This window comes from Marinifilum sp. D714 (assembly GCF_030851345.1).
GTDB lineage: Bacteria > Bacteroidota > Bacteroidia > Bacteroidales > Marinifilaceae > Marinifilum.
Window position 1 is genome coordinate 13,536 of sequence record NZ_JALPNU010000003.1, and the last position, 18,479, is coordinate 32,014.

Here is an 18,479-nt window from a genome sequence, read left to right on the forward strand (position 1 = left end):
AGAATTCTAAATAAGCACTAGTCAGTTTAATTATTCTTAAAAACAACTATATTTGAATGACCAACCTTCTAAAATCAACCTGCATTATTAATTATTAATTTTTTTGAGAATGAGAAAATTATTATGTGTAGGTTTAGCTACTATTTTATTAGGATTAAGTGCATGTAGTAGTGATGAATCTGAAATCATTGAAGAAGGGATTGTATCACAACCCCTTAAAATTGATTCTAAAGTGTTGTTGAATTTGGTAAATGATGTTAGAGCAGCAGGTACAACCTGTGGAGATAACTATTATCCACCTGTTGATGCTGTTTCATGGAGTACTAAACTTGAGGAAGCTGCAATAAATCATAGTACCAATATGTATGAAAATGACTTTTTTTCACACGAATCGCCACAGGGAAGCACTCTAACAACACGTTTACAAAAAGTAGAGTATAACTACTCCACAGCAGGTGAAAATATCGCTTATGGCTATACCAGCGAGCAACAGGTGATTGAGGCTTGGTTAAAAAGTCAGGGCCATTGTGCGAATTTAATGAATGGCAATTTTAAAGAAATGGGTGTAGGGCGAGTTGGGAAATACTGGACTCAGAATTTTGGAACACAAAGGTAAAAAAAAACCACACCGAGCGTTAATCGGTGTGGCTTATATCTGTTTGTTTGAAAAGCTTTAAGTCTGTCTGTTAAAAACTTAAATTAATTGTGTTGTGAAGCGAATTATTCTGACACTACTTCAAATTCGATCTCAACCTTAACTTCTTTGTGAAGTTTGATTGAAGCGGTATATTTACCGATCTCTTTTACAGCGTCTTTAATAGAAATCACTTTTCTGTCAATTTCAAATCCTTTTTCAACTAATGCTTCAGCGATTTGGATGTTGTTAACAGAACCGAAGATCTTACCAGTAGTACTAGTTTTAGCACCTAAACTTAAAGTAACACCTTCTAGTTTTTTAGCAACTTCTAGTGCTTCGTTCTTAATTTTTTCCTCTTTATGAGCTCTTTGTCTCATGTTTTCAGCATGCATTTTCTTAGCTGACTCTGTAGCTAAAATAGCAAGACCGTTAGGAATTAAATAGTTTCTTCCGTAACCATTCTTAACAGTTACGATATCGTTCTTATATCCTAAAGTATGGATATCTTGTTTTAAGATTACTTCCATTTCGTTTCCTCCTTCTTTAAAGATTATTTCATCATGTCAGTTACGTATGGTAGTAATGCTAAGTGACGAGCACGTTTAACAGCAGTGGCTACCTTTCTTTGATATTTTAAAGAAGTACCTGTGATACGACGAGGTAAAATTTTACCTTGCTCGTTTAAGAATTTCTTCAAGAATTCAGGATCTTTGTAATCAATGTACTTGATCTTGTTTTTCTTGAAACGACAGTATTTTTTCTTTTTGATCTCAACTGAAGGTGGGGTCAAATATCTGATTTCTGATTGATTCTGTGCCATAGCTTATTTCTCCTCTTTAGTTTCTTTAAGGTTTCCTTTTCTTTTAATTGAATACTCATAAGCGTATTTATCAAGCTTGAAAGTTAAGAAACGCATGATTCTTTCATCACGTCTGTAGTTAACTTCTAATTTCTCGATGAATTCACCTGGAGCTTCAAATTGAAGCAATTGGTAAAAACCAGTGCTTTTTTTCTGAATTGGATAAGCAAGCTTGCGCAGTCCCCAGTTCTCTTCATTTTCAATCTTACCGCCATTTTCGGTAATAAGAGTCTTGAATTTTTCTACCGCTTCCTTTACCTGAGCCTCAGATAAAACGGGAGTTACAATGAAAACGGTTTCATAATGATTCAACATAACTTAAATAATTTAATTAATACTTAATAATTAAGTGTTTTTATTGAGCCGCAAAATTAACTATTCTTTTTTGATTTTTCAAGAATATCAATTCTTTATTCGACTACGATTTGCAAATGTACGGATTACAAGTTTATTAGTAAAGGACTTTAGAGGATTAATTTAAAGCAATATACGGACAGATCAGCATAAAATACACTGTTTTTAATCAGTCTGTATTCCTAGGCTTCCTTGGCAAGAGATCTATTTTTTTGTAACTTATTAGTAACAGTATAACTAAACTCAGGCTTATGAAGGACAGGATGATAACATTAGCGACCTATAGTTACTCGAGAGCCCAGTTGCTTCAAACTCGTCTGGAATCAGAAGGAGTAGAGTGCTATTTAAAAAATTTAAACCTTATTCAATCTGCTATTGGAGGTGGAGTAAAGGTTAGAATAAAAGAAGAAGATCTCAATCGAGCTTTAAAAATTATCGAAGAGCTTGACTTAAGCTACGCGCAGGAAGATTTAGATGCAGCTTTTCCGCATCAGAATATTGATGTAAATCGCATTTTGGTTCCTGTTGATTTTTCGGATTTTTCTCCAAAACTATGTGATTCTGCAGTTGGAATAGCTAAAAAGTTTAATGCAGATATTTTACTTTTTCATACCTATTTTGCTTCGGCCATTGAAACTGTTCCATTTTCTGATAGCTATACATACAATTCAACCGTTGTAGAAGTATTATCAGAGGTAGAGAAGAATGCAAAGGCGAAAATTAAGGAATTGTATTACGATATCCGTAATAGGTTAGAAAAGGAGAAAATTGAAGGAATAGAGGTGGATTATGCACTTAGTGGAGGAACTGCTTCTTCCGAAATTTTAAACATGTGTAACAAGTATCGACCAGATTTAATGATAATGGGTAGTAGAGGCGAAACTGCTGGTACAACGAACCTTTTAGGAAGTGTAGTTTCCAATGTAATTGAAGAAACAGATGTGCCTATGTTAATTTTATCTGACCAAGGAGATGAAGTTGATTTTGATCAGGTTCGTAACATCATGTATGCAACAGATTTTGATAAAGCAGATTTTAGAGCAATTGCCAATCTTAAATATATTACTCAACCATACGACATGAAAATTCACTGTGTTCATTTCGATGATAAGTCCACGAATGATCCAATGGAAGAACACCGAATGCAAATTATTCGCAAATACTTAAAGCGTGCTTTAGGAGATACTGAAGTAAGTTGTAGAATTATTCATGAAAATGAAAAAATGGAAGGAATTGACAAATATATTCATGATCATGATGTAGGCTTAATTGCAATTTTGGCAAGAAAACACAATTTGTTACAAAGACTATTCTTTGGACAAATGTCACGAAAACTATTTATAAAAACACATATGCCAATATTGGTGTTCCACTAGATAGCCAATTAGAACTATAAAAAAAAGACGCAAATTGCGTCTTTTTTTATTTTACTTGTTCACCTATCAGCACAGGGTCTGTATCCTTAGTGATTTCCTTTATTTTTACTTTATAGAAATGATTCCTCTTAAGTTCGCATCCCTCAAACACAACCGGTACATAATGCTCTCCATATCCTTTCGCATTTTTACCATCCGTTTTTTCAACCAAAACAATTTGCTCTTTACCAATAAATTGCTTTCTATATTGAAACTTCACATCATCAGCAATCTCTCTTAAGACTTCACTTCTTTGAGTTTTAATTCTTTCATCTACCTGAGCTGGCATTCGCTCAGCTCTTGTTCCTTTTCTTATTGAATATTTAAAAGCATGTACGTGGCCAAATTGCAAATCTTTGATGATATTACATGTAGATTCAAAATCTTGGTCTGATTCGTCAGGAAAACCAATAATAATATCTGTAGTAATATTAAAATCAGCACGAACTGAACGAACTTTATTTACAATTTCCTTAAATCGCTTAATATTATACATTCTTCTCATCTTCAGAAGAATAGGATCTGATCCACTTTGTAAACAAAGGTGGAGGTGAGGAGTCATCTTTGGGTGATTTAACAGACCTAGAAATTTATTACCAAAACCATCAGGTTCTATAGATGAAATGCGTAGGCGAAAATCTCCTTCTAAATCAAGGATTTGCTCCACAACATCATCGAATTTGTAGCTTTCATACTCGTATCTTCCAATGTTTACTCCTGTTAAAACTACCTCTTTCGCACCATTTTTAACGACATTTTTTACGTTATCTAAGATGTCCTGAATAGGCCTACTTACAGCTCTGCCGCGTACCGAAGGAATGATGCAAAATGTACAGAAATTATCACAACCATCTTGTATTTTAACCATACTTCTCGTGTGGAATCCTTTATCGGTTGAACCGTAAGAAAACAGATCAGAATTTATTTTCGATGGATGAAAAATCTCACCATTATAATGTGCTTCCACCAATGAATAAACCGAACTTTTATGGTCATTTTCAACTACATAATTGATTTCGTTGCGACCTTCGAGTTCTGTTTTAGCATTGTTTGCCATACATCCCGTTACGACTAAAACAGAATCTGGATTTTTTCGATTGGCTTGACTGATAAAGTTTCTGGATTTATGATCACTTTGATGTGTAACTGTACATGAGTTAATGACGTACACATCCGCTTCTTTATCAAACGGAACCAATTTAAATCCATTATCTTGAAACTGAGAAGCTATGGCATCAGTTTCATACTGATTTAATCTACAACCTAAGGTTTTGAAAGCTACTTTTTTCACGCTACTTTTTCATTTACAACAACCAATTCTCCTTCAACAGAAAAATCAGTAGCTGATGTAATTTTAATATCAACAAACTCACCTATTAAAGATTTGTCCAACGATAAAAATCGAACATTTATCTTTCCTTCTGTTAGGGCAGCCAAAAATCCTTCGTGTCTTGCTTCTCCTTTTACCAAAACTCTGAATGTTTTACCCACCATGCTTTCATTATAAGCTCTGGAATGAATTTTCAATTCCTCCGTCAACTGATGATGGCGCTGCTTTTTTACATCTAAGCTCACATCATCAAACCATCTATGACTTAAAGCACCAGGACGAGGAGAATACATGGCGATATAGGCCATATTGTACTGAAATTCTTCCATGGCTTTTCTAGTATTCTCAAATTGCTCGTCATTTTCACCCGTAAATCCAACAATAATATCGGTAAACAAAGTTGCCTGAGGTATTAATCTTCGTATGGTTCGAACAATTTGGCGATACTTCTCAATACCATGTTTTCTGTTCATGTGAATCAAAACCTTGTCATCACCTGACTGTATAGGTAGATGAATCTGCTTTGCAAGACAGTCATAATCAGCAATTACCTCAATCACTTCATCCGTCATATCACGAGGGTGTGGAGAGGTAAAATATACCCAAAATTCTTTCTTTAAATGATTTCCTAACTGACCAATTCTTCTTAAAAGTTCAGGAAAATCAACCTCTTCACCTTTTTTATCCAGACCATAGGAATTAACATTCTGTCCAAGCAATGTAATGGATTTAAAACCTTTTTCTACCAGGTTTTTCACCTCGTCAACAATTTCATCGGATGGACGAGACACCTCTCTACCTCTTGTATATGGTACAGCACAAAAAGAACAGAACTTATCACATCCATTTTGTATTGGTACAAATGCTTCAAAATGTGAAGTATAATTTGGTTTTACATTCCAAAATTCTGAAATATTTTCATTTCGAGCATCAAAACCGCTTTGCAATCCAACTGGTGTAGAGATTCCATATTGCTGAATCATTTCAGGTAATTTTGGTAAATCCTTCATCTGAAAAATGATATCAAACAGTTTTAAAAATTTCTCTAAATCAGATGGTAAAATGCAACCAGAAACGAATGTAACAAGGTTTCGTTTGTTTTTCCAAAGGTTCCATTTATGAATTTTAGAATATACTTTATCAATCGCTTTTTGACGCACGGAACAAGCCAATATTCCAATTAGATTAGCCTCCTCTTCACGATCGGTCCATTGGTATCCCATTTTTTCAATAACCGAACGAACACGCTCTCCATCGGAGGCATTCATTTGGCAACCCAATGATACTAAGTGATATTTCATTCTTCAATAATTATGAATTATAAATGATGAGTTAACTCAATTGCATTTTACATACCATTCGTTCACTCATCTAATTAGTTTATAGTATTTTAAAAATATACTTCCGTATGAATAGGACCCAAGTTAATTCCTTGTTTCTCTAGAATATCATATGCTTCATAAATCATATGGCAATTACCGCATAAATAGCAAACCGTATCAGAAGGTACCGGATTTTGTTTCAAATATTCCGTAACCCTTCCATAAAAATCACCTGAATTTTCCCTAGAAGTACACAATATATAGTTGTTGTTTTGGTAAGATTCTCTTTCGTAGGCTTCTTCTTCCTTTCTTACTCCATGCAACAATTGGTAATCCATATTAGGATGAGTTGCAATAAAGCTATGGATAGGAGAGATGCCTGTTCCCGTAGCAATAAATAAAAACTTCTTTTTGGAAATTTCATCTTCCTTCAAAGAAAAATGACCAAATGGACCATCAACATCTAAATAGTCGCCAGGTTTACAGCGTTTTAATTTCTTCGAAACCAAACCATCTTCCACCTCTTTAATCAATACCTCTAAAAATTTATCTTGTTCAGAACTATAAATTGAATATTCTCTTCGGTCGATACTGCCAGAAAATCCTAAGGTGATATATTGTCCAGTCTTAAAAGTGAAATCTTTCTTTTCCATTTTTATAATATAAGTAGATGGAGTAAGATTTCTTATTTCAATAACTTTATGTGATCTCATACAAATTTTCTATTTTTTTTGATTTTCCCTTCAATTCCCTTTTTCTTTTTTATGTGGAATCTTTTTAAATAAGGGATTACAAAAAAATAGAAATTTCCTTTAAGTTACAAGAATAATAAGACCTTTTTATCTGTTTAGAGTTCAAAAATTATCACTTTTACAAAAAATGCCTTAAAAAAGGTAATTTTACTCTAGATTTATCCAAAATGTGATTTGTTTAATTTATTATCAAATACCTGTATATCCGAATGTTTAGTGTGTGAAGGTACGTTTTAAACTCTCTCAGAATCCATTATTTATTTCCTGCCTTAGTTCTTGGTCAGAATATTATAGAATTTTCGATTTAAAAATTTTAATTGTATCTGTGAATTTTATCACATCATAACTTTGCAATATTTTTATTCGAAAAATGCAGAAAAATCGACTTCTGATTTTTTATAATCATTAATTACTGGAATTTCAATAATTGGACAATCAAAATTCATTTTTTTCAAATAGTGTTCAAAAACTTTTACTGAGTCTTTCAAGATAAATTCACTATTGGCTGGAAAATGATTGTAAATTAACCCGTGCAGTGGAATGTTTCTTTTTTTCAAAATTTCCAAGCTAAGCAGGGTATGATTGATGCTACCCAATTTGGAAGAGCTAACCAAAATGGTTGGGTATTTCTTTTCCTCCAAGAAATCCAGCAATGAATAATCTAATGTAATAGGAACATTTAAACCTCCAACACCTTCAAGAAGAACAATTTCGAACTGGTTATTTAATTTTTTGCTTGAAATATTAATTTTCTCAATATCAATGGTTTCATTTTGCATTTCAGCAGCCAAATGAGGCGATGCGGGATAGTCGAAAACAAAAGGGCAGGTGGTGCCATCTTTATCAACATCCATTAATTCAATTCCCATTATTTCGCGATGAGTCTGAATATCTTCAGATACTCCCTTACAACCTGTCTGTGCAAATTTTTGTGTTATAACATTTACTTGCTTTTTCAATAAGTACTTAGCTAATAGTCCTGTAGCAAAAGATTTTCCAGCATCTGTATCAATTCCAGCAATAAAATATATCGACATGTAATTTATTTTTTAGGTTTTGCAATAAAGTAAATTGGTTGATAGGTTAGAGGCACTCCTAATTCAGTTCCAAAGAGGTCTAAATAATCCTCTTCAAATCTTTTTAAATCACTCTTTGTCCACGCTTTACCAGGAATTCCATTTACTCCAGTTTGTTTCATATGCTTTAATACTCCTACCGGATCGGCAAAGTACCTTGTAATCGTTTCCCTATCACTCCATATAATTTCAAATTTATCAGCGAGCAACCTTTCATGCTTTCCGAAAGGCAGGTAGTTTAATCCTTTGCCTTCAACATCTCTAATTTCCCTGTAGTTATCAGGTCCAAAGGAGCTGAATGCTAATAAAGAGTCAGGATTTAGAACATCGTAAATGTTATTCAAAAACAACTCCAAATCAGTAAACCATTGAAAAGTAGAACTTGAAATAATCAGATCCAGATTCTTAGGAAGTTCAATTGATTCAATATCCCCTCCAAAAAATTGAATGCTATTATCTATGCTTTGTAATACATCTTTATACTCTTCAACAATATCATTAGCAAAGTATTCCTTTGCCTTAAAATGGCGAAAAAACTTCTCTGTTAGGACTGCTGGCCCACATCCTATTTCAAGAACCTTTTGAAAATTCTCCTTTTTAATGTTCAGTAACTCATTTATAAGTCTTGATGCAATAGCTTCTTGAACTATAGCATGTTTACGATAGGTTTCAATGCTTTTTACAAAGCTTTTCTGAACATTTTCTTTATTAATATTTTGATTTCCCACAACTTAAACCTTCAATTATCTCATCCCACGAATTCCATTTGTCAAAGCAATAATGAGGATATTCTCTTTCTACAATTTCAATAGATTCTTCCCATGCAAGCTTCTGGCTGGCCGCTGAGAAAATTAAATCTTGCTTGCCCATTAAGGCTTTGTTGTATATGTTCCAATCTATAAAGTGATTTTGAATTAGCTTCTTTAATTCCTTCAATTCCAGCAGTTGATCATCAAATTCTCTATTCGGAATATTCGATTTAAAGTGAGTGAAGGCAGATTTTCCTCCACACATTCTCATCCAAAATTTTTCCAGATTTTTTGAGTTTAATCCATCAATAGTACCCTGAAAAACAGCAGGAGGAATACCTTTTAAGTTGTCAATCGGGTGTAAAGTGCCATTAATAGCTATCACATCAGCAAATAAACCCTTACGTGCCTTCAGTAGTAGATTTGCAACGTAAACACCTAATGACCACGATATAAGATATACCTTTTCGTAATTTTCGAAAAGACGATTTATCTCCTTAGGAAGTAAAATATCCCTATAATCGTAGCAACTAAGAACATCATACTCCTTTGAAGTTAAATGCTGCAATGGCTTTTCATCACAGCTCCATCCGTTAAAAAAAAGAATACACTTCTTTTTTGAAGTTTTATGTAACCATTTAGTTTCCATCGCAATATTCTTTTATCAATCGTGGTACATCTTGTAATTCTTCCCAATTCATATCTGCACAAATCGACAAACGCAAACGCGAAGTTCCAACTGGCACTGCTGGTGGCCTAATTGGAAAGATCAAAAAACCTTTCTTTTGCAGATATCCAGCTAAATTTACACATTTTTGACTATCACCGATAACTACTGGTACAATATTCGAATTGCCATCGGTTTTTAGACCTAACTCGATGAGTTTATCTCTCAGTTTCTTGGCCAACATCATCACGTGCTCTCTTTCTATCCGCATTTTAACGATAGTACGCAACATGATAATATTCCAACTAATTACAATAGGAGGTAGCGCTGTAGTGAAAATCAAGGATCTCATTCGATTAATCAGGTATTTCTTAATGATTGAATCGCAAATTACAAATGCTCCGATTGAGTTCATAGCCTTTCCAAAAGTACCAATCAAAAGGTCTATTTCATGCATTAAATCAAGCTCTTCAGCCAATCCTAAGCCCTTTTCTCCTCTTACTCCTAATGAATGAGCTTCGTCCAGATATAAAAAGCAATTGTACTTTTTCTTTAATTCGATAAGATTTTGCACATCAGCTTCATCACCATCCATGCTAAAGATCGATTCACTTACAATAAATACCTTATCGTACTTATTTCTTTTATTTTGCAATATTGTTTCAAGATGATTGTAGTCCAAATGCTTAAAACGCATGTACTCTGCATTTGACAGGCGAATACCATCAATTATACTAGCATGGTTTAACTTATCTGATAAGATTAAATCTCCTTTTCCAGATAAGGCCGATAAAATTCCGATATTTGCATGATATCCAGAGTTGAAAAATAGGGCAGAACGTGAGTATAGCTTTTCCAATTCTTCTTCCAACTGCTCATATTCCGTAAAGTTTCCGGTAAGCAAACGTGATGAACCAGATCCAAAAGAATTCCCTTTAGGTCTTGGTATGTTTTTTTTACTTACACCTAGATAATCATTGGAGGAAAGGTTTACTTTAAAATCTTTATATGAGATATTTTTCAATGATCTCAGGTTCCCCGAATCCTCTAATTTACTTAATTCTTCTTTATATCTATTCAATAAACTATTCATCGTAAAATCAAGATGGTTTAACTATAGAAATAAGTCTTTCGCATAAGAAAATCAATTCTTCGTCACTGATAATAAATGGAGGCATTAGGTATACATTCTTGCCAAATGGACGAACCCAGATTCCATTTTCAACAAATTTCTTTTGCATATTGGCCATATCAATAGGTTCTTTCATTTCTATAACGCCAATTGCCCCTAAAATACGTACTTCGGCAACATTACTAAAGCTTCTTGCAGCACTTAACTCCTGTTTCAGAATACTTTCAATCGTATTTACTTTATTTTGCCAATTATCGCTCAATAGCAAGGAAATACTGGCAATTCCAACTGCACAAGCCATTGGATTTCCCATAAAAGTAGGTCCGTGCATAAAATTTCCTGGTGTACCATTGGAAATTCCTTCACTTACTTTTAAATTGGTTAAAGTTGCTGCAAATGACATGTATCCGCCTGTAATTGCCTTGCCGACGATCATGACATCTGGCTCTATGCTTGCGTATTCGCAGGCAAACATTTTGCCAGTTCTACCAAATCCCGTTGCAATTTCATCCAATATCAATAAGATGTCGAATTCATCGCAAATTTGTCTTAATTTTTTCAAATATTCTGGATGATAGAAACGCATACCTCCTGCACCTTGAACAATTGGCTCAAGGATAACAGCAGTTAATTCTTCATGATGCTCCCTTATCATTTTATCCATTGGAGAAAATGCTTCTTCATCCCAACTCTCATTAAATTTGCAAGAGGGAGCTTCTACAAAATAATTTATCGGTAATACTCCCGTGAAAATTTCATGCATTCCAGTAACTGGATCACAAACCGACATTGCGTTAAAAGTATCGCCATGATAACCAGAACGTATTGTAAGAAACTTGTTTTTTTTAAAATTTCTGGTAGCAAATCTATACTGTATTGCCATTTTCATTGCTACTTCAACAGCAACAGAACCCGAATCGCAATAAAATACTTTTTCCAGGGATTTAGGAGTAATTTTTACTAGTAATTTAGCAAGGTCGACTGCAGGTTGGTGTGTGATCCCACCGAACATCACATGAGACATATTTTTTAGTTGCTTTTCAACAGCTTCATTTAAAACAGGATGATTATATCCGTGAACCGCGCACCACCAAGATGACATTCCATCAATAAGTTCACGACCATCTTCAAGTTTTAACTTTACACCATTTGCTGATACCACCGGATATACTGGCAATGGATCTTTCATAGAGGTGTAAGGATGCCAAATATGGTTTTTATCAAAACAAAGGTCTATTTTACCTTGCATACTCATACAATATAAATTCTTTTAATTTCCTGCGTAAAGCTATGATTTCTTAGTTTACAAGGATAGGATTTGAATGTATTTTTATAACATATCTCCTTAAAATCCTTACAATCTAGATTATAATACTAGAAAGGCTGTTATTTCCATGTTAAAAATCAATTTCAAACTCCTTTCATTGAAATTAATGATTAATTTCGAACATTATTAAATCTGACGAATGATATAAATACTAAACAAATGAAACGAACATGAATTTTAGCATTCTAAAATACACACACGAGAATGATTAAATTCATCAAGATCCTGAAAGCTTTCGGGACCATCTAGCAAAAAAATAAAATTTAAACAGATGAAAACATTTAAGTTTTTTTTGACTCTAAGTCTGGCTTTATTCCTAATGAATAACCTATCAGCTCAAAAGATCTATAATCCAAATGCTGATGCAAAAAAGGATATTACTAAGGCCGTGGCTAAAGCAAATAAAGAAGGGAAGCATGTTTTAATTCAAGTTGGGGGAAATTGGTGTCCGTGGTGCATCAAAATGCACAGATATCTTCACAATCAAGAAGAAATCAATAATCTTTTGAATAATAACTATGTATTCTTAGAAGTAAATTACAGTAAAGAAAATAAAAACAAGGAAGTTTTAAAGGATCTTGGTTATCCTCAACGATTTGGTTTTCCTGTAATGATAGTCCTTAACGCTAAAGGGGAGAGAATTCATACTCAAAACACAGGGAATTTGGAAAAAGATAAAAGCTATGATTTCGATCGGGTTAAATCATTTCTTTACAATTGGCGTCCGGACGCTCTGAATCCAGCCAATTACAAATAATCACTAAAATTTGTTAATATTAGACCAAGAACTCCGATTTTATTTGAATAAAGAAATAAATGTACTTTCTTTGTATCGGATTTATAAGAAAATCTAAAGAATAAAATAATAAAAAAAGATTTTATGACTATTGCAAAAGATAAAATGGTATCAGTTATTTACGAATTAAAAACTGATCCAGCTGGTGAAATCATTGAAAAAGCAGTTGCTGAAACTCCTCTAACATTCTTGTGTGGAGCTGGTCAAATGCTTGAAAAATTCGAATCTAACCTTATGGGATTAAAAGTAGGTGAATCATTCGATTTTAAATTAGAAACAGCTGAAGCATACGGAGAAGCTTCTGAGCAAGCTGTTATCGACCTTCCAAAAAATATTTTCGAAGTAAACGGAGAGTTTGACGCAGAAATGATTAAAGAAGGAAACGTGGTTCCAATGCAGGATAGTTCAGGTCGTAGAATGAACGGTATCGTATTAGAAGTAGCAGATGCAACTGTTAAAATGGACTTCAATCACCCATTAGCTGGTGATGACTTGTATTTTAAAGGTGAAGTTATCGAAGTAAGAGATGCTACCGACGAAGAAAAACAAGCAGTTTATGCACCACAAGGTGGATGTGATAGCGGAAGTTGTAATGACGGAGGCTGCGGAAGCGGTTGTGGTTGCTAATAGCAATTCAAAAATATACAAAGCCCGAAAGCCAATTGGTTTTCGGGCTTTGTTTTTTTATTTCATAAAACTACCTTTAAAGCTCATTAAAATAATTGCTCTATGTGGAAAAGATTACCCCTTTATGTAAAAATACTAGTAGGAATGGCTTTAGGTATTGTTGCCGGAATGCTTGCTGTTTATTTTGATCTAACCAAATTCACTACAGACTGGATTAAACCATGGGGTGCAATCTTTTTAAACCTCTTAAAATTAATAGCAGTTCCTCTAATATTTGTTTCATTGGTAAAGGGGATTTCAAGTCTTTCCAATATCTCCAAACTCTCACGCATAGGGATAAAAACCATCTCACTTTATGTAATTTCTACAGTTATAGCTGTTAGTTTTGGGCTTTTACTTGTAAATAGTTTTGAACCAGGAAACACCTTCCCAGAACACAAAAAAATTGAGCTACAGGAAAGATTTGGATCAGATATTAGCCTTAAGAAGAATCAAGCCGATCATATCAAGGAAGAATCTCCACTTCAGTTTTTAGTTGACGTAGTACCAGACAATTTCTTCAAAGCAGCCACAGACAATACCAAAATGCTGCAAATCATATTCTTCGCCATTTTATTTGGGATTGCAATGGTAAGTCTGGAAGAAAAAAAGGTAAAACCAGTAAAGGATTTTTTTGATGGAATAGATGCTATTATTCTCAAAATAATAGACATCATCATGCTTTTCGCACCATATGGAGTATTTGCATTAATTGCTGGATTAATTGTTGATTTTTCAGGTGATGCAGATCTTTTTACAGCATTGGGATGGTATGCAATTACGGTCATAGCAGGATTATTGATCATGATATTTTTAATTTATCCTTTATTCTTAAGAATTTTTACCCCAATAAAGTATACTGACTTCTACAAATCCATTTCTCCAGCTCAATTACTAGCTTTTTCGACCAGTTCCAGCGCAGCAACACTTCCTGTAACAATGGAATGTGTTGAGAATAAAATGGGGGTTTCAAATGAGGTTGCCAGTTTTGTTTTGCCTGTTGGCGTTACCATTAATATGGATGGTACTAGCTGTTATCAGGCTATTGCAGCGGTTTTTATTGCCCAGGTGTTTGGTGTACCATTAGATATTTACGATCAGCTTTTAATTGTGGTAACAGCCACTTTGGCTTCAATTGGAACGCCTGGTGTACCAGGTGGTAGTATTGTAATGCTTATTATTGTCCTCACATCTGTTGGTATTCCTATTGAAGGTCTGGCATTAATACTTGGCATAGATAGACCATTAGATATGCTTAGAACGGTTGTAAATGTAACTGGAGATGCCACCGTTTCGACAATTGTTGCGAAAACGGAAGGAAAATTAACTTACCCTCCACAAATAATCGCAGAAAAAGTAAAATCTTAAAATCCCTCACAAATAGAGTATTTAGGCTTATTGTTGTATTAGCTTTGTTTAATCTTTTACTATTTTGCTTGAACAAAAATCAATTGAATTTGTTTCCTGATTGAACCATTAAAAAAAATGACATGAATTTCAGGAATTACAAATTTAGTTTAGGATTATTTCTCCTAATGATCGCAGCAATAGTTAATGTTTCATGCGAAGACGATGACGATGACATGCCGAAACCAATGCCAATTAAAGAAAATATTGTTGACATTGTTATAGGTAATGATAACTTCTCAATTTTAGCTGCCGCTCTTACAAAGGCAGATTTAGTAGATGCTTTAAATGCCAATGGACCTTTTACAGTATTCGGTCCAACAAATGCAGCTTTTGAGCAATTGTTTATGGATTTGGGAGTTTCAGGTATTGATGATTTGAGTGCTGAAGCTTTAACTCCAATTCTTTTATATCATGTATTGGGAATTCAAGCAAAATCAACAGATTTATCCAATGGGTATCTGGAAACACTAAATACATTTACTCCTGGGGATTATCCGATTAATTTACTTGTTAGTTTTGATTCGGGCGTAAAATTAAATAATAGTGCCAATGTTACCACCGCAGATGTTATGGCGTCCAATGGCGTTATTCACATCATAGACGAGGTTCTTCTTCCTCCTGATGTTGTTGATATAGCTATCGCAAATGCTACATTCTCACATTTAGTAGATGCGGTTATTAAAGCTGATTTAGTGGATGCACTTAAAGGAGATGGGCCATTTACGATTTTCGCTCCAACTGATACTGCTTTTGAGGCATTATTTGCCGATCTGGGCATAAATGGAATTCAAGATTTGTCAGCAGAAGATCTTACCCCAATTCTTACCTATCACGTTGTTTCAGGAAATGTTCGAGCAGCAGATGTTAGCACAGGTACAGTTTCGACCCTAAATACCGAAGCTGATCTTGAAATAGATGCTGATGGTAGTGGAGTTATTATCAACGGATCAAGTAATGTTATTGCTACTGATGTACAAGGAACCAATGGAGTAATACATGTAATTGATAAAGTATTAATTCCTGGTGCAGAAGAGGAAGCACAGTCGATAGCAGATATTGCAGCAGCAAATAGCGATTTTTCTAGCCTGGTAGCAGCTCTTGACAAAGCAGGTCTTGTAGAAACAATGGATGGAGAAGGTACATTTACAGTTTTTGCACCAACCAATCAGGCTTTTCAGGATTTATTTAACAGCCTAGGTGTTTCAGGAATTGAGGATTTATCTGTTGAAACACTAACTCAAGTTCTACTTTATCATGTTTTAGGCAGTAAGGTAATGTCATCGGATATTAATCCAGGATATGTGGAAACACTTGCGACCAATAGTCCGGATATGGATCCTGTAATGTTACGATTAGACACTGATGATGGAGTGAAGTTAAACAAAGAAACAATGGTAACATCTGCAGATATTGAAGCATTTAATGGTGTTATTCACGTAATCGATATGGTTTTATTACCTCCTAATGTAGTTGATATTGCAATTGCTAACGATAGCTTTAAGCATTTGGTAGCTGCAGTTGTTAAGGCTGATTTAGCTGGAACTTTAAGTGGAGATGGACCATTTACAATATTTGCTCCAACCGACGCAGCTTTTGAAGCACTTTTTGAAGCCATAGGCGTTGATGGAATTGACGACTTAAGTGCAGAAACTTTAACCCCAATTTTGCTTTACCATGTTGTTTCCGGTAATGTAAGATCAGATCAGGTATCAACTGGCATGGTTGCAACTCTAAATGAAGGTAGTATGCTTGATATTGATACAAGTTCGGGCGTAACAATAAATGGAGATACCAACGTAACTGCAACAGATATTCAGGGAACTAACGGAGTAATTCATGTAATCAATAAAGTTTTATTGCCAGAATAACCTGTATAATATACACTAAAACCTGCCATTTCATGCAGGTTTTAGTTTTTTTGATTAGATTTAATAATTATTAAAAGGAGTGGATTTAAAATCTTCTCACCAATTGAAAAATATGAGTAAATATTCCATAAAAGATCTTGAAAAAATAACAGGAGTAAAAGCTCACACCATTAGAATATGGGAGAGAAGGTATGGTATTATTCAGCCAGAAAGAAGCAAAACCAATATTCGTTCTTATTCTGATAGTGATCTTCGTAAACTGCTCAATATTTCAATGCTTAATTCATCAGGAATTAAGATTTCCCATCTAGCTAAATTAAGCAGTATTGATCTTGAAGCTAAGATTTTAGAGTTATCAAGATCAAATAAAAGTATCGGATTTCACATAGAGAAACTTACACTTGCAACCGTAAATTTTAATGAAGAGTTGTTTGAGTCTATCTTATCCAAATGTGTACTCGAAAGTGGAATGGAATCAACCATTACAGAAGTACTTTTTCCATTTTTCGAAAGGATAGGAGTGCTTTGGCAAGTTGGCTCAATCAGTCCGGCTCAGGAACACTTTATTTCAAATTTAATTAGACAAAAATTATTTGCATCCATCGATTCTCTTTCAGGAAAGTCAGTTGAAGGTGCTTCGAAAGCATTGATATACTTAAAGGAAGGTGAGTTGCATGAAGTCGGGATTCTATTCTATAATTATATACTAAGAAGAAATGGATTCAGTACACTTTATCTTGGACAAGATCTGCCATTTAAGGATTTGGTAAGTGCAGTAAATGATTACAATCCTGATTATATTATCAGCTCTTTCATTTCGCCAATTAATGCAGAGGATATTAACGTTTACTTGTTAAGTATGGAAAAATCCTTTAAAGGTATAGAGCTAATGGTCACAGGACTACAGCTTAAGCAAGATGGAGTAGAAGTGCCAGATTCCATGAAGTTGATTACATCTCCTCAAAAATTTAAAGAGCTACTTCAATTGAAGTAAATAAAAGACTCTCCGGTCTTATTTAGAAAAACTAATATAAAATTGCCAAAAGCCTTTCATTTAAAAGAATGTAGGCTTTTTTTATTTAGAATCAGAGGCTGTTATTAAAGTTCTGTTTAAGGATTGATTGATTTTTGTCTAATCTTTTTGTATTTTTATTAGACAAAACAACAGGAGGTACAATCATGACAACAATAGAATTTAATAATACGATCGTTAATTTAGAAGAGCAACTTAGAGTTTATGCTTACAGATTAACTAACAACAGAGAAGATGCATTGGATTTATGCCAGGAAACCGTTTTGAAGGCTTTCATATACAAAGCGAAATTTAGCCATAACAATCTTAAAGCTTGGCTCTATACAATTATGAAGAACTTGTTCATAAATGCATATAGAAAGAAGTTAAAACAACGTGAGTGGATGGCTCATGAAACAAACAACAATCTTGGAAAAATGAATGTAAGTTTTGACAATCCATATTCTACACAAAATTATAAGGATATCATGAAGGAACTAAACAAATTGGAAGAATCACTACGTACACCTTTTAAAATGTTTTTAGAGGGATTCAAATATCGTGAAATTGCTGAACATGCAAATTTACCAATTGGCACCATTAAAAGTAGAATATTCCAGGGGCGTAAAATTTTAGCTGAACAATTGGCTGACTACTCATAAGTGCCATCAAGTTTTATCCATTTTTAAATGATAAATTAATCGGGGTTTATTACCTTTGTTCTCGATCAGAGGGAAAAAACCCGATTTATTCATCAAAAACGATTAAGATGGCTAGTAGAAGACGCTTAAAAAAAGACATTGATTATCTTTGTTTTGAGGTTATTTCAGATTGTTATAACTACAATTATTTGCACCCGGAAAACAAGGAGCAGGTAATGGATATCATCAAGGATACTATTATTGCAAGAAATAATTTAATTGCAAGAGTTAATCATCCTGATGGAAAAGATAATCCTAAAATGGTAAAGGCATATTACAAGTCAATTTTTAACGACTTGATTAAGAATGTAGATGAATCATTTACCAGATTAAGCACCTTAATTAAGGAAAAGTAATTTCCAAAATTAGATATTTTAATAGCTTTGCATTTTGCAAAGCTTTTTTT

The 18,479-nt window shown here is 33.9% G+C and carries 20 protein-coding genes; 9 read left to right on the forward strand and 11 right to left on the reverse strand.

Annotation, left to right across the window (positions count from 1 at the left end; all coding sequences use genetic code 11):
* Positions 1–109: 109 nt before the first annotated feature.
* Positions 110–616, forward strand: a complete 507-nt coding sequence (locus tag M0051_RS03680) for a CAP domain-containing protein (RefSeq protein ID WP_306740193.1) — start codon at positions 110–112, stop codon at positions 614–616.
* Positions 617–720: 104 nt separating this feature from the next.
* On the opposite strand, the gene rplI is transcribed toward M0051_RS03680, so the two are convergent.
* The 3 genes from rplI to rpsF are packed head-to-tail and all read right to left on the reverse strand — an operon-like array spanning position 721 to position 1,811.
* Positions 721–1,164 carry a 50S ribosomal protein L9 gene (gene rplI, locus M0051_RS03685; protein WP_110359544.1) on the reverse strand — a complete coding sequence of 148 codons (444 nt, stop codon included), beginning with the start codon at positions 1,162–1,164 and terminating at the stop codon, positions 721–723.
* 23 nt (positions 1,165–1,187) lie between these two features.
* Entirely contained in the window at positions 1,188–1,457 is a 270-nt protein-coding gene (gene rpsR, locus M0051_RS03690) for a 30S ribosomal protein S18 (RefSeq protein WP_054721204.1), read from the reverse strand.
* Positions 1,458–1,460: 3 nt separating this feature from the next.
* Positions 1,461–1,811, reverse strand: coding sequence for a 30S ribosomal protein S6 (gene rpsF, locus M0051_RS03695; RefSeq protein WP_110359545.1), 351 nt, complete (start codon positions 1,809–1,811; stop codon positions 1,461–1,463).
* Positions 1,812–2,101: 290 nt separating this feature from the next.
* Between rpsF and M0051_RS03700 the strand changes: the two genes are divergently transcribed.
* Entirely contained in the window at positions 2,102–3,226 is a 1,125-nt protein-coding gene (locus M0051_RS03700; protein ID WP_306740194.1) for a universal stress protein, read from the forward strand.
* A gap of 46 nt (positions 3,227–3,272) precedes the next feature.
* Here M0051_RS03700 and mtaB read toward each other — a convergent pair whose 3' ends face one another.
* The 8 genes from mtaB to bioA all read right to left on the reverse strand — a co-directional run bounded on the left by mtaB (position 3,273) and on the right by bioA (position 11,548).
* Entirely contained in the window at positions 3,273–4,556 is a 1,284-nt protein-coding gene (mtaB, locus tag M0051_RS03705; RefSeq protein ID WP_306740195.1) for a tRNA (N(6)-L-threonylcarbamoyladenosine(37)-C(2))-methylthiotransferase MtaB, read from the reverse strand.
* The gene (miaB, locus tag M0051_RS03710; RefSeq protein ID WP_306740196.1) at positions 4,553–5,896 is read right to left on the reverse strand and encodes a tRNA (N6-isopentenyl adenosine(37)-C2)-methylthiotransferase MiaB; all 1,344 of its coding nucleotides are present in this window, start codon (positions 5,894–5,896) and stop codon (positions 4,553–4,555) included. The genes mtaB and miaB overlap by 4 nt, the downstream gene beginning before the upstream one ends.
* Positions 5,897–5,985: 89 nt before the next feature.
* Entirely contained in the window at positions 5,986–6,630 is a 645-nt protein-coding gene (locus tag M0051_RS03715; RefSeq protein WP_306740198.1) for a ferredoxin--NADP reductase, read from the reverse strand.
* Positions 6,631–7,028: 398 nt separating this feature from the next.
* Positions 7,029–7,706: a dethiobiotin synthase gene (gene bioD, locus M0051_RS03720; RefSeq protein WP_306740199.1), complete on the reverse strand. Its 678-nt coding sequence runs from the start codon at positions 7,704–7,706 to the stop codon at positions 7,029–7,031.
* 5 nt (positions 7,707–7,711) lie between these two features.
* Entirely contained in the window at positions 7,712–8,473 is a 762-nt protein-coding gene (bioC, locus tag M0051_RS03725; protein WP_306740200.1) for a malonyl-ACP O-methyltransferase BioC, read from the reverse strand.
* A complete protein-coding gene (locus M0051_RS03730) occupies positions 8,454–9,143 on the reverse strand; it encodes a pimeloyl-ACP methyl esterase BioG family protein (RefSeq protein WP_306740201.1) in 690 nt (229 codons plus the stop codon). The genes bioC and M0051_RS03730 overlap by 20 nt, the downstream gene beginning before the upstream one ends.
* Complete coding sequence (locus tag M0051_RS03735) at positions 9,133–10,254, reverse strand: 8-amino-7-oxononanoate synthase (protein ID WP_306740202.1); 1,122 nt, start codon at positions 10,252–10,254, stop codon at positions 9,133–9,135. Before M0051_RS03735 ends, M0051_RS03730 begins: the two co-directional genes overlap by 11 nt.
* A gap of 7 nt (positions 10,255–10,261) precedes the next feature.
* Positions 10,262–11,548: an adenosylmethionine--8-amino-7-oxononanoate transaminase gene (gene bioA, locus M0051_RS03740; protein ID WP_306740203.1), complete on the reverse strand. Its 1,287-nt coding sequence runs from the start codon at positions 11,546–11,548 to the stop codon at positions 10,262–10,264.
* A 343-nt stretch (positions 11,549–11,891) separates the two neighbouring features.
* On the opposite strand from bioA, the gene M0051_RS03745 reads away from it, so the two are divergent.
* From M0051_RS03745 to M0051_RS03775, 7 genes are all read left to right on the forward strand, one after another.
* On the forward strand, positions 11,892–12,377 hold the full coding sequence (locus tag M0051_RS03745; protein WP_306740204.1) for a thioredoxin family protein: 486 nt from the start codon (positions 11,892–11,894) through the stop codon (positions 12,375–12,377).
* 123 nt (positions 12,378–12,500) lie between these two features.
* Entirely contained in the window at positions 12,501–13,043 is a 543-nt protein-coding gene (locus M0051_RS03750; RefSeq protein ID WP_306740205.1) for a peptidylprolyl isomerase, read from the forward strand.
* A 102-nt stretch (positions 13,044–13,145) separates the two neighbouring features.
* Positions 13,146–14,450: a dicarboxylate/amino acid:cation symporter gene (locus tag M0051_RS03755; RefSeq protein ID WP_306740206.1), complete on the forward strand. Its 1,305-nt coding sequence runs from the start codon at positions 13,146–13,148 to the stop codon at positions 14,448–14,450.
* Between the two features lie 122 nt (positions 14,451–14,572).
* Positions 14,573–16,360 carry a fasciclin domain-containing protein gene (locus tag M0051_RS03760; RefSeq protein ID WP_306740207.1) on the forward strand — a complete coding sequence of 596 codons (1,788 nt, stop codon included), beginning with the start codon at positions 14,573–14,575 and terminating at the stop codon, positions 16,358–16,360.
* A 112-nt stretch (positions 16,361–16,472) separates the two neighbouring features.
* Positions 16,473–17,354, forward strand: a complete 882-nt coding sequence (locus M0051_RS03765) for a MerR family transcriptional regulator (RefSeq protein ID WP_306740208.1) — start codon at positions 16,473–16,475, stop codon at positions 17,352–17,354.
* Between the two features lie 185 nt (positions 17,355–17,539).
* On the forward strand, positions 17,540–18,034 hold the full coding sequence (locus M0051_RS03770; protein WP_306740209.1) for an RNA polymerase sigma factor: 495 nt from the start codon (positions 17,540–17,542) through the stop codon (positions 18,032–18,034).
* Positions 18,035–18,141: 107 nt separating this feature from the next.
* Positions 18,142–18,429 (forward strand): hypothetical protein, encoded by a 288-nt coding sequence (locus M0051_RS03775; protein WP_306740210.1) that lies wholly within the window; start codon positions 18,142–18,144, stop codon positions 18,427–18,429.
* Positions 18,430–18,479: the final 50 nt, after the last annotated feature.

Coding starts and splice junctions, on each gene's coding strand:
- M0051_RS03680 (WP_306740193.1), top strand. CDS start 110: ATGAGAAAATTATTATGTGTAGGTTTAGCTACTATTTTATTAGGATTA.
- M0051_RS03770 (WP_306740209.1), top strand. CDS start 17,540: ATGACAACAATAGAATTTAATAATACGATCGTTAATTTAGAAGAGCAA.
- M0051_RS03765 (WP_306740208.1), top strand. CDS start 16,473: ATGAGTAAATATTCCATAAAAGATCTTGAAAAAATAACAGGAGTAAAA.
- rplI (WP_110359544.1), bottom strand. CDS start 1,164: ATGGAAGTAATCTTAAAACAAGATATCCATACTTTAGGATATAAGAAC.
- M0051_RS03700 (WP_306740194.1), top strand. CDS start 2,102: ATGAAGGACAGGATGATAACATTAGCGACCTATAGTTACTCGAGAGCC.
- M0051_RS03760 (WP_306740207.1), top strand. CDS start 14,573: ATGAATTTCAGGAATTACAAATTTAGTTTAGGATTATTTCTCCTAATG.
- rpsF (WP_110359545.1), bottom strand. CDS start 1,811: ATGTTGAATCATTATGAAACCGTTTTCATTGTAACTCCCGTTTTATCT.
- M0051_RS03730 (WP_306740201.1), bottom strand. CDS start 9,143: ATGGAAACTAAATGGTTACATAAAACTTCAAAAAAGAAGTGTATTCTT.
- bioA (WP_306740203.1), bottom strand. CDS start 11,548: ATGAGTATGCAAGGTAAAATAGACCTTTGTTTTGATAAAAACCATATT.
- bioD (WP_306740199.1), bottom strand. CDS start 7,706: ATGTCGATATATTTTATTGCTGGAATTGATACAGATGCTGGAAAATCT.
- M0051_RS03715 (WP_306740198.1), bottom strand. CDS start 6,630: ATGAGATCACATAAAGTTATTGAAATAAGAAATCTTACTCCATCTACT.
- M0051_RS03735 (WP_306740202.1), bottom strand. CDS start 10,254: ATGAATAGTTTATTGAATAGATATAAAGAAGAATTAAGTAAATTAGAG.
- M0051_RS03745 (WP_306740204.1), top strand. CDS start 11,892: ATGAAAACATTTAAGTTTTTTTTGACTCTAAGTCTGGCTTTATTCCTA.
- M0051_RS03755 (WP_306740206.1), top strand. CDS start 13,146: ATGTGGAAAAGATTACCCCTTTATGTAAAAATACTAGTAGGAATGGCT.
- M0051_RS03750 (WP_306740205.1), top strand. CDS start 12,501: ATGACTATTGCAAAAGATAAAATGGTATCAGTTATTTACGAATTAAAA.
- rpsR (WP_054721204.1), bottom strand. CDS start 1,457: ATGGCACAGAATCAATCAGAAATCAGATATTTGACCCCACCTTCAGTT.
- miaB (WP_306740196.1), bottom strand. CDS start 5,896: ATGAAATATCACTTAGTATCATTGGGTTGCCAAATGAATGCCTCCGAT.
- M0051_RS03775 (WP_306740210.1), top strand. CDS start 18,142: ATGGCTAGTAGAAGACGCTTAAAAAAAGACATTGATTATCTTTGTTTT.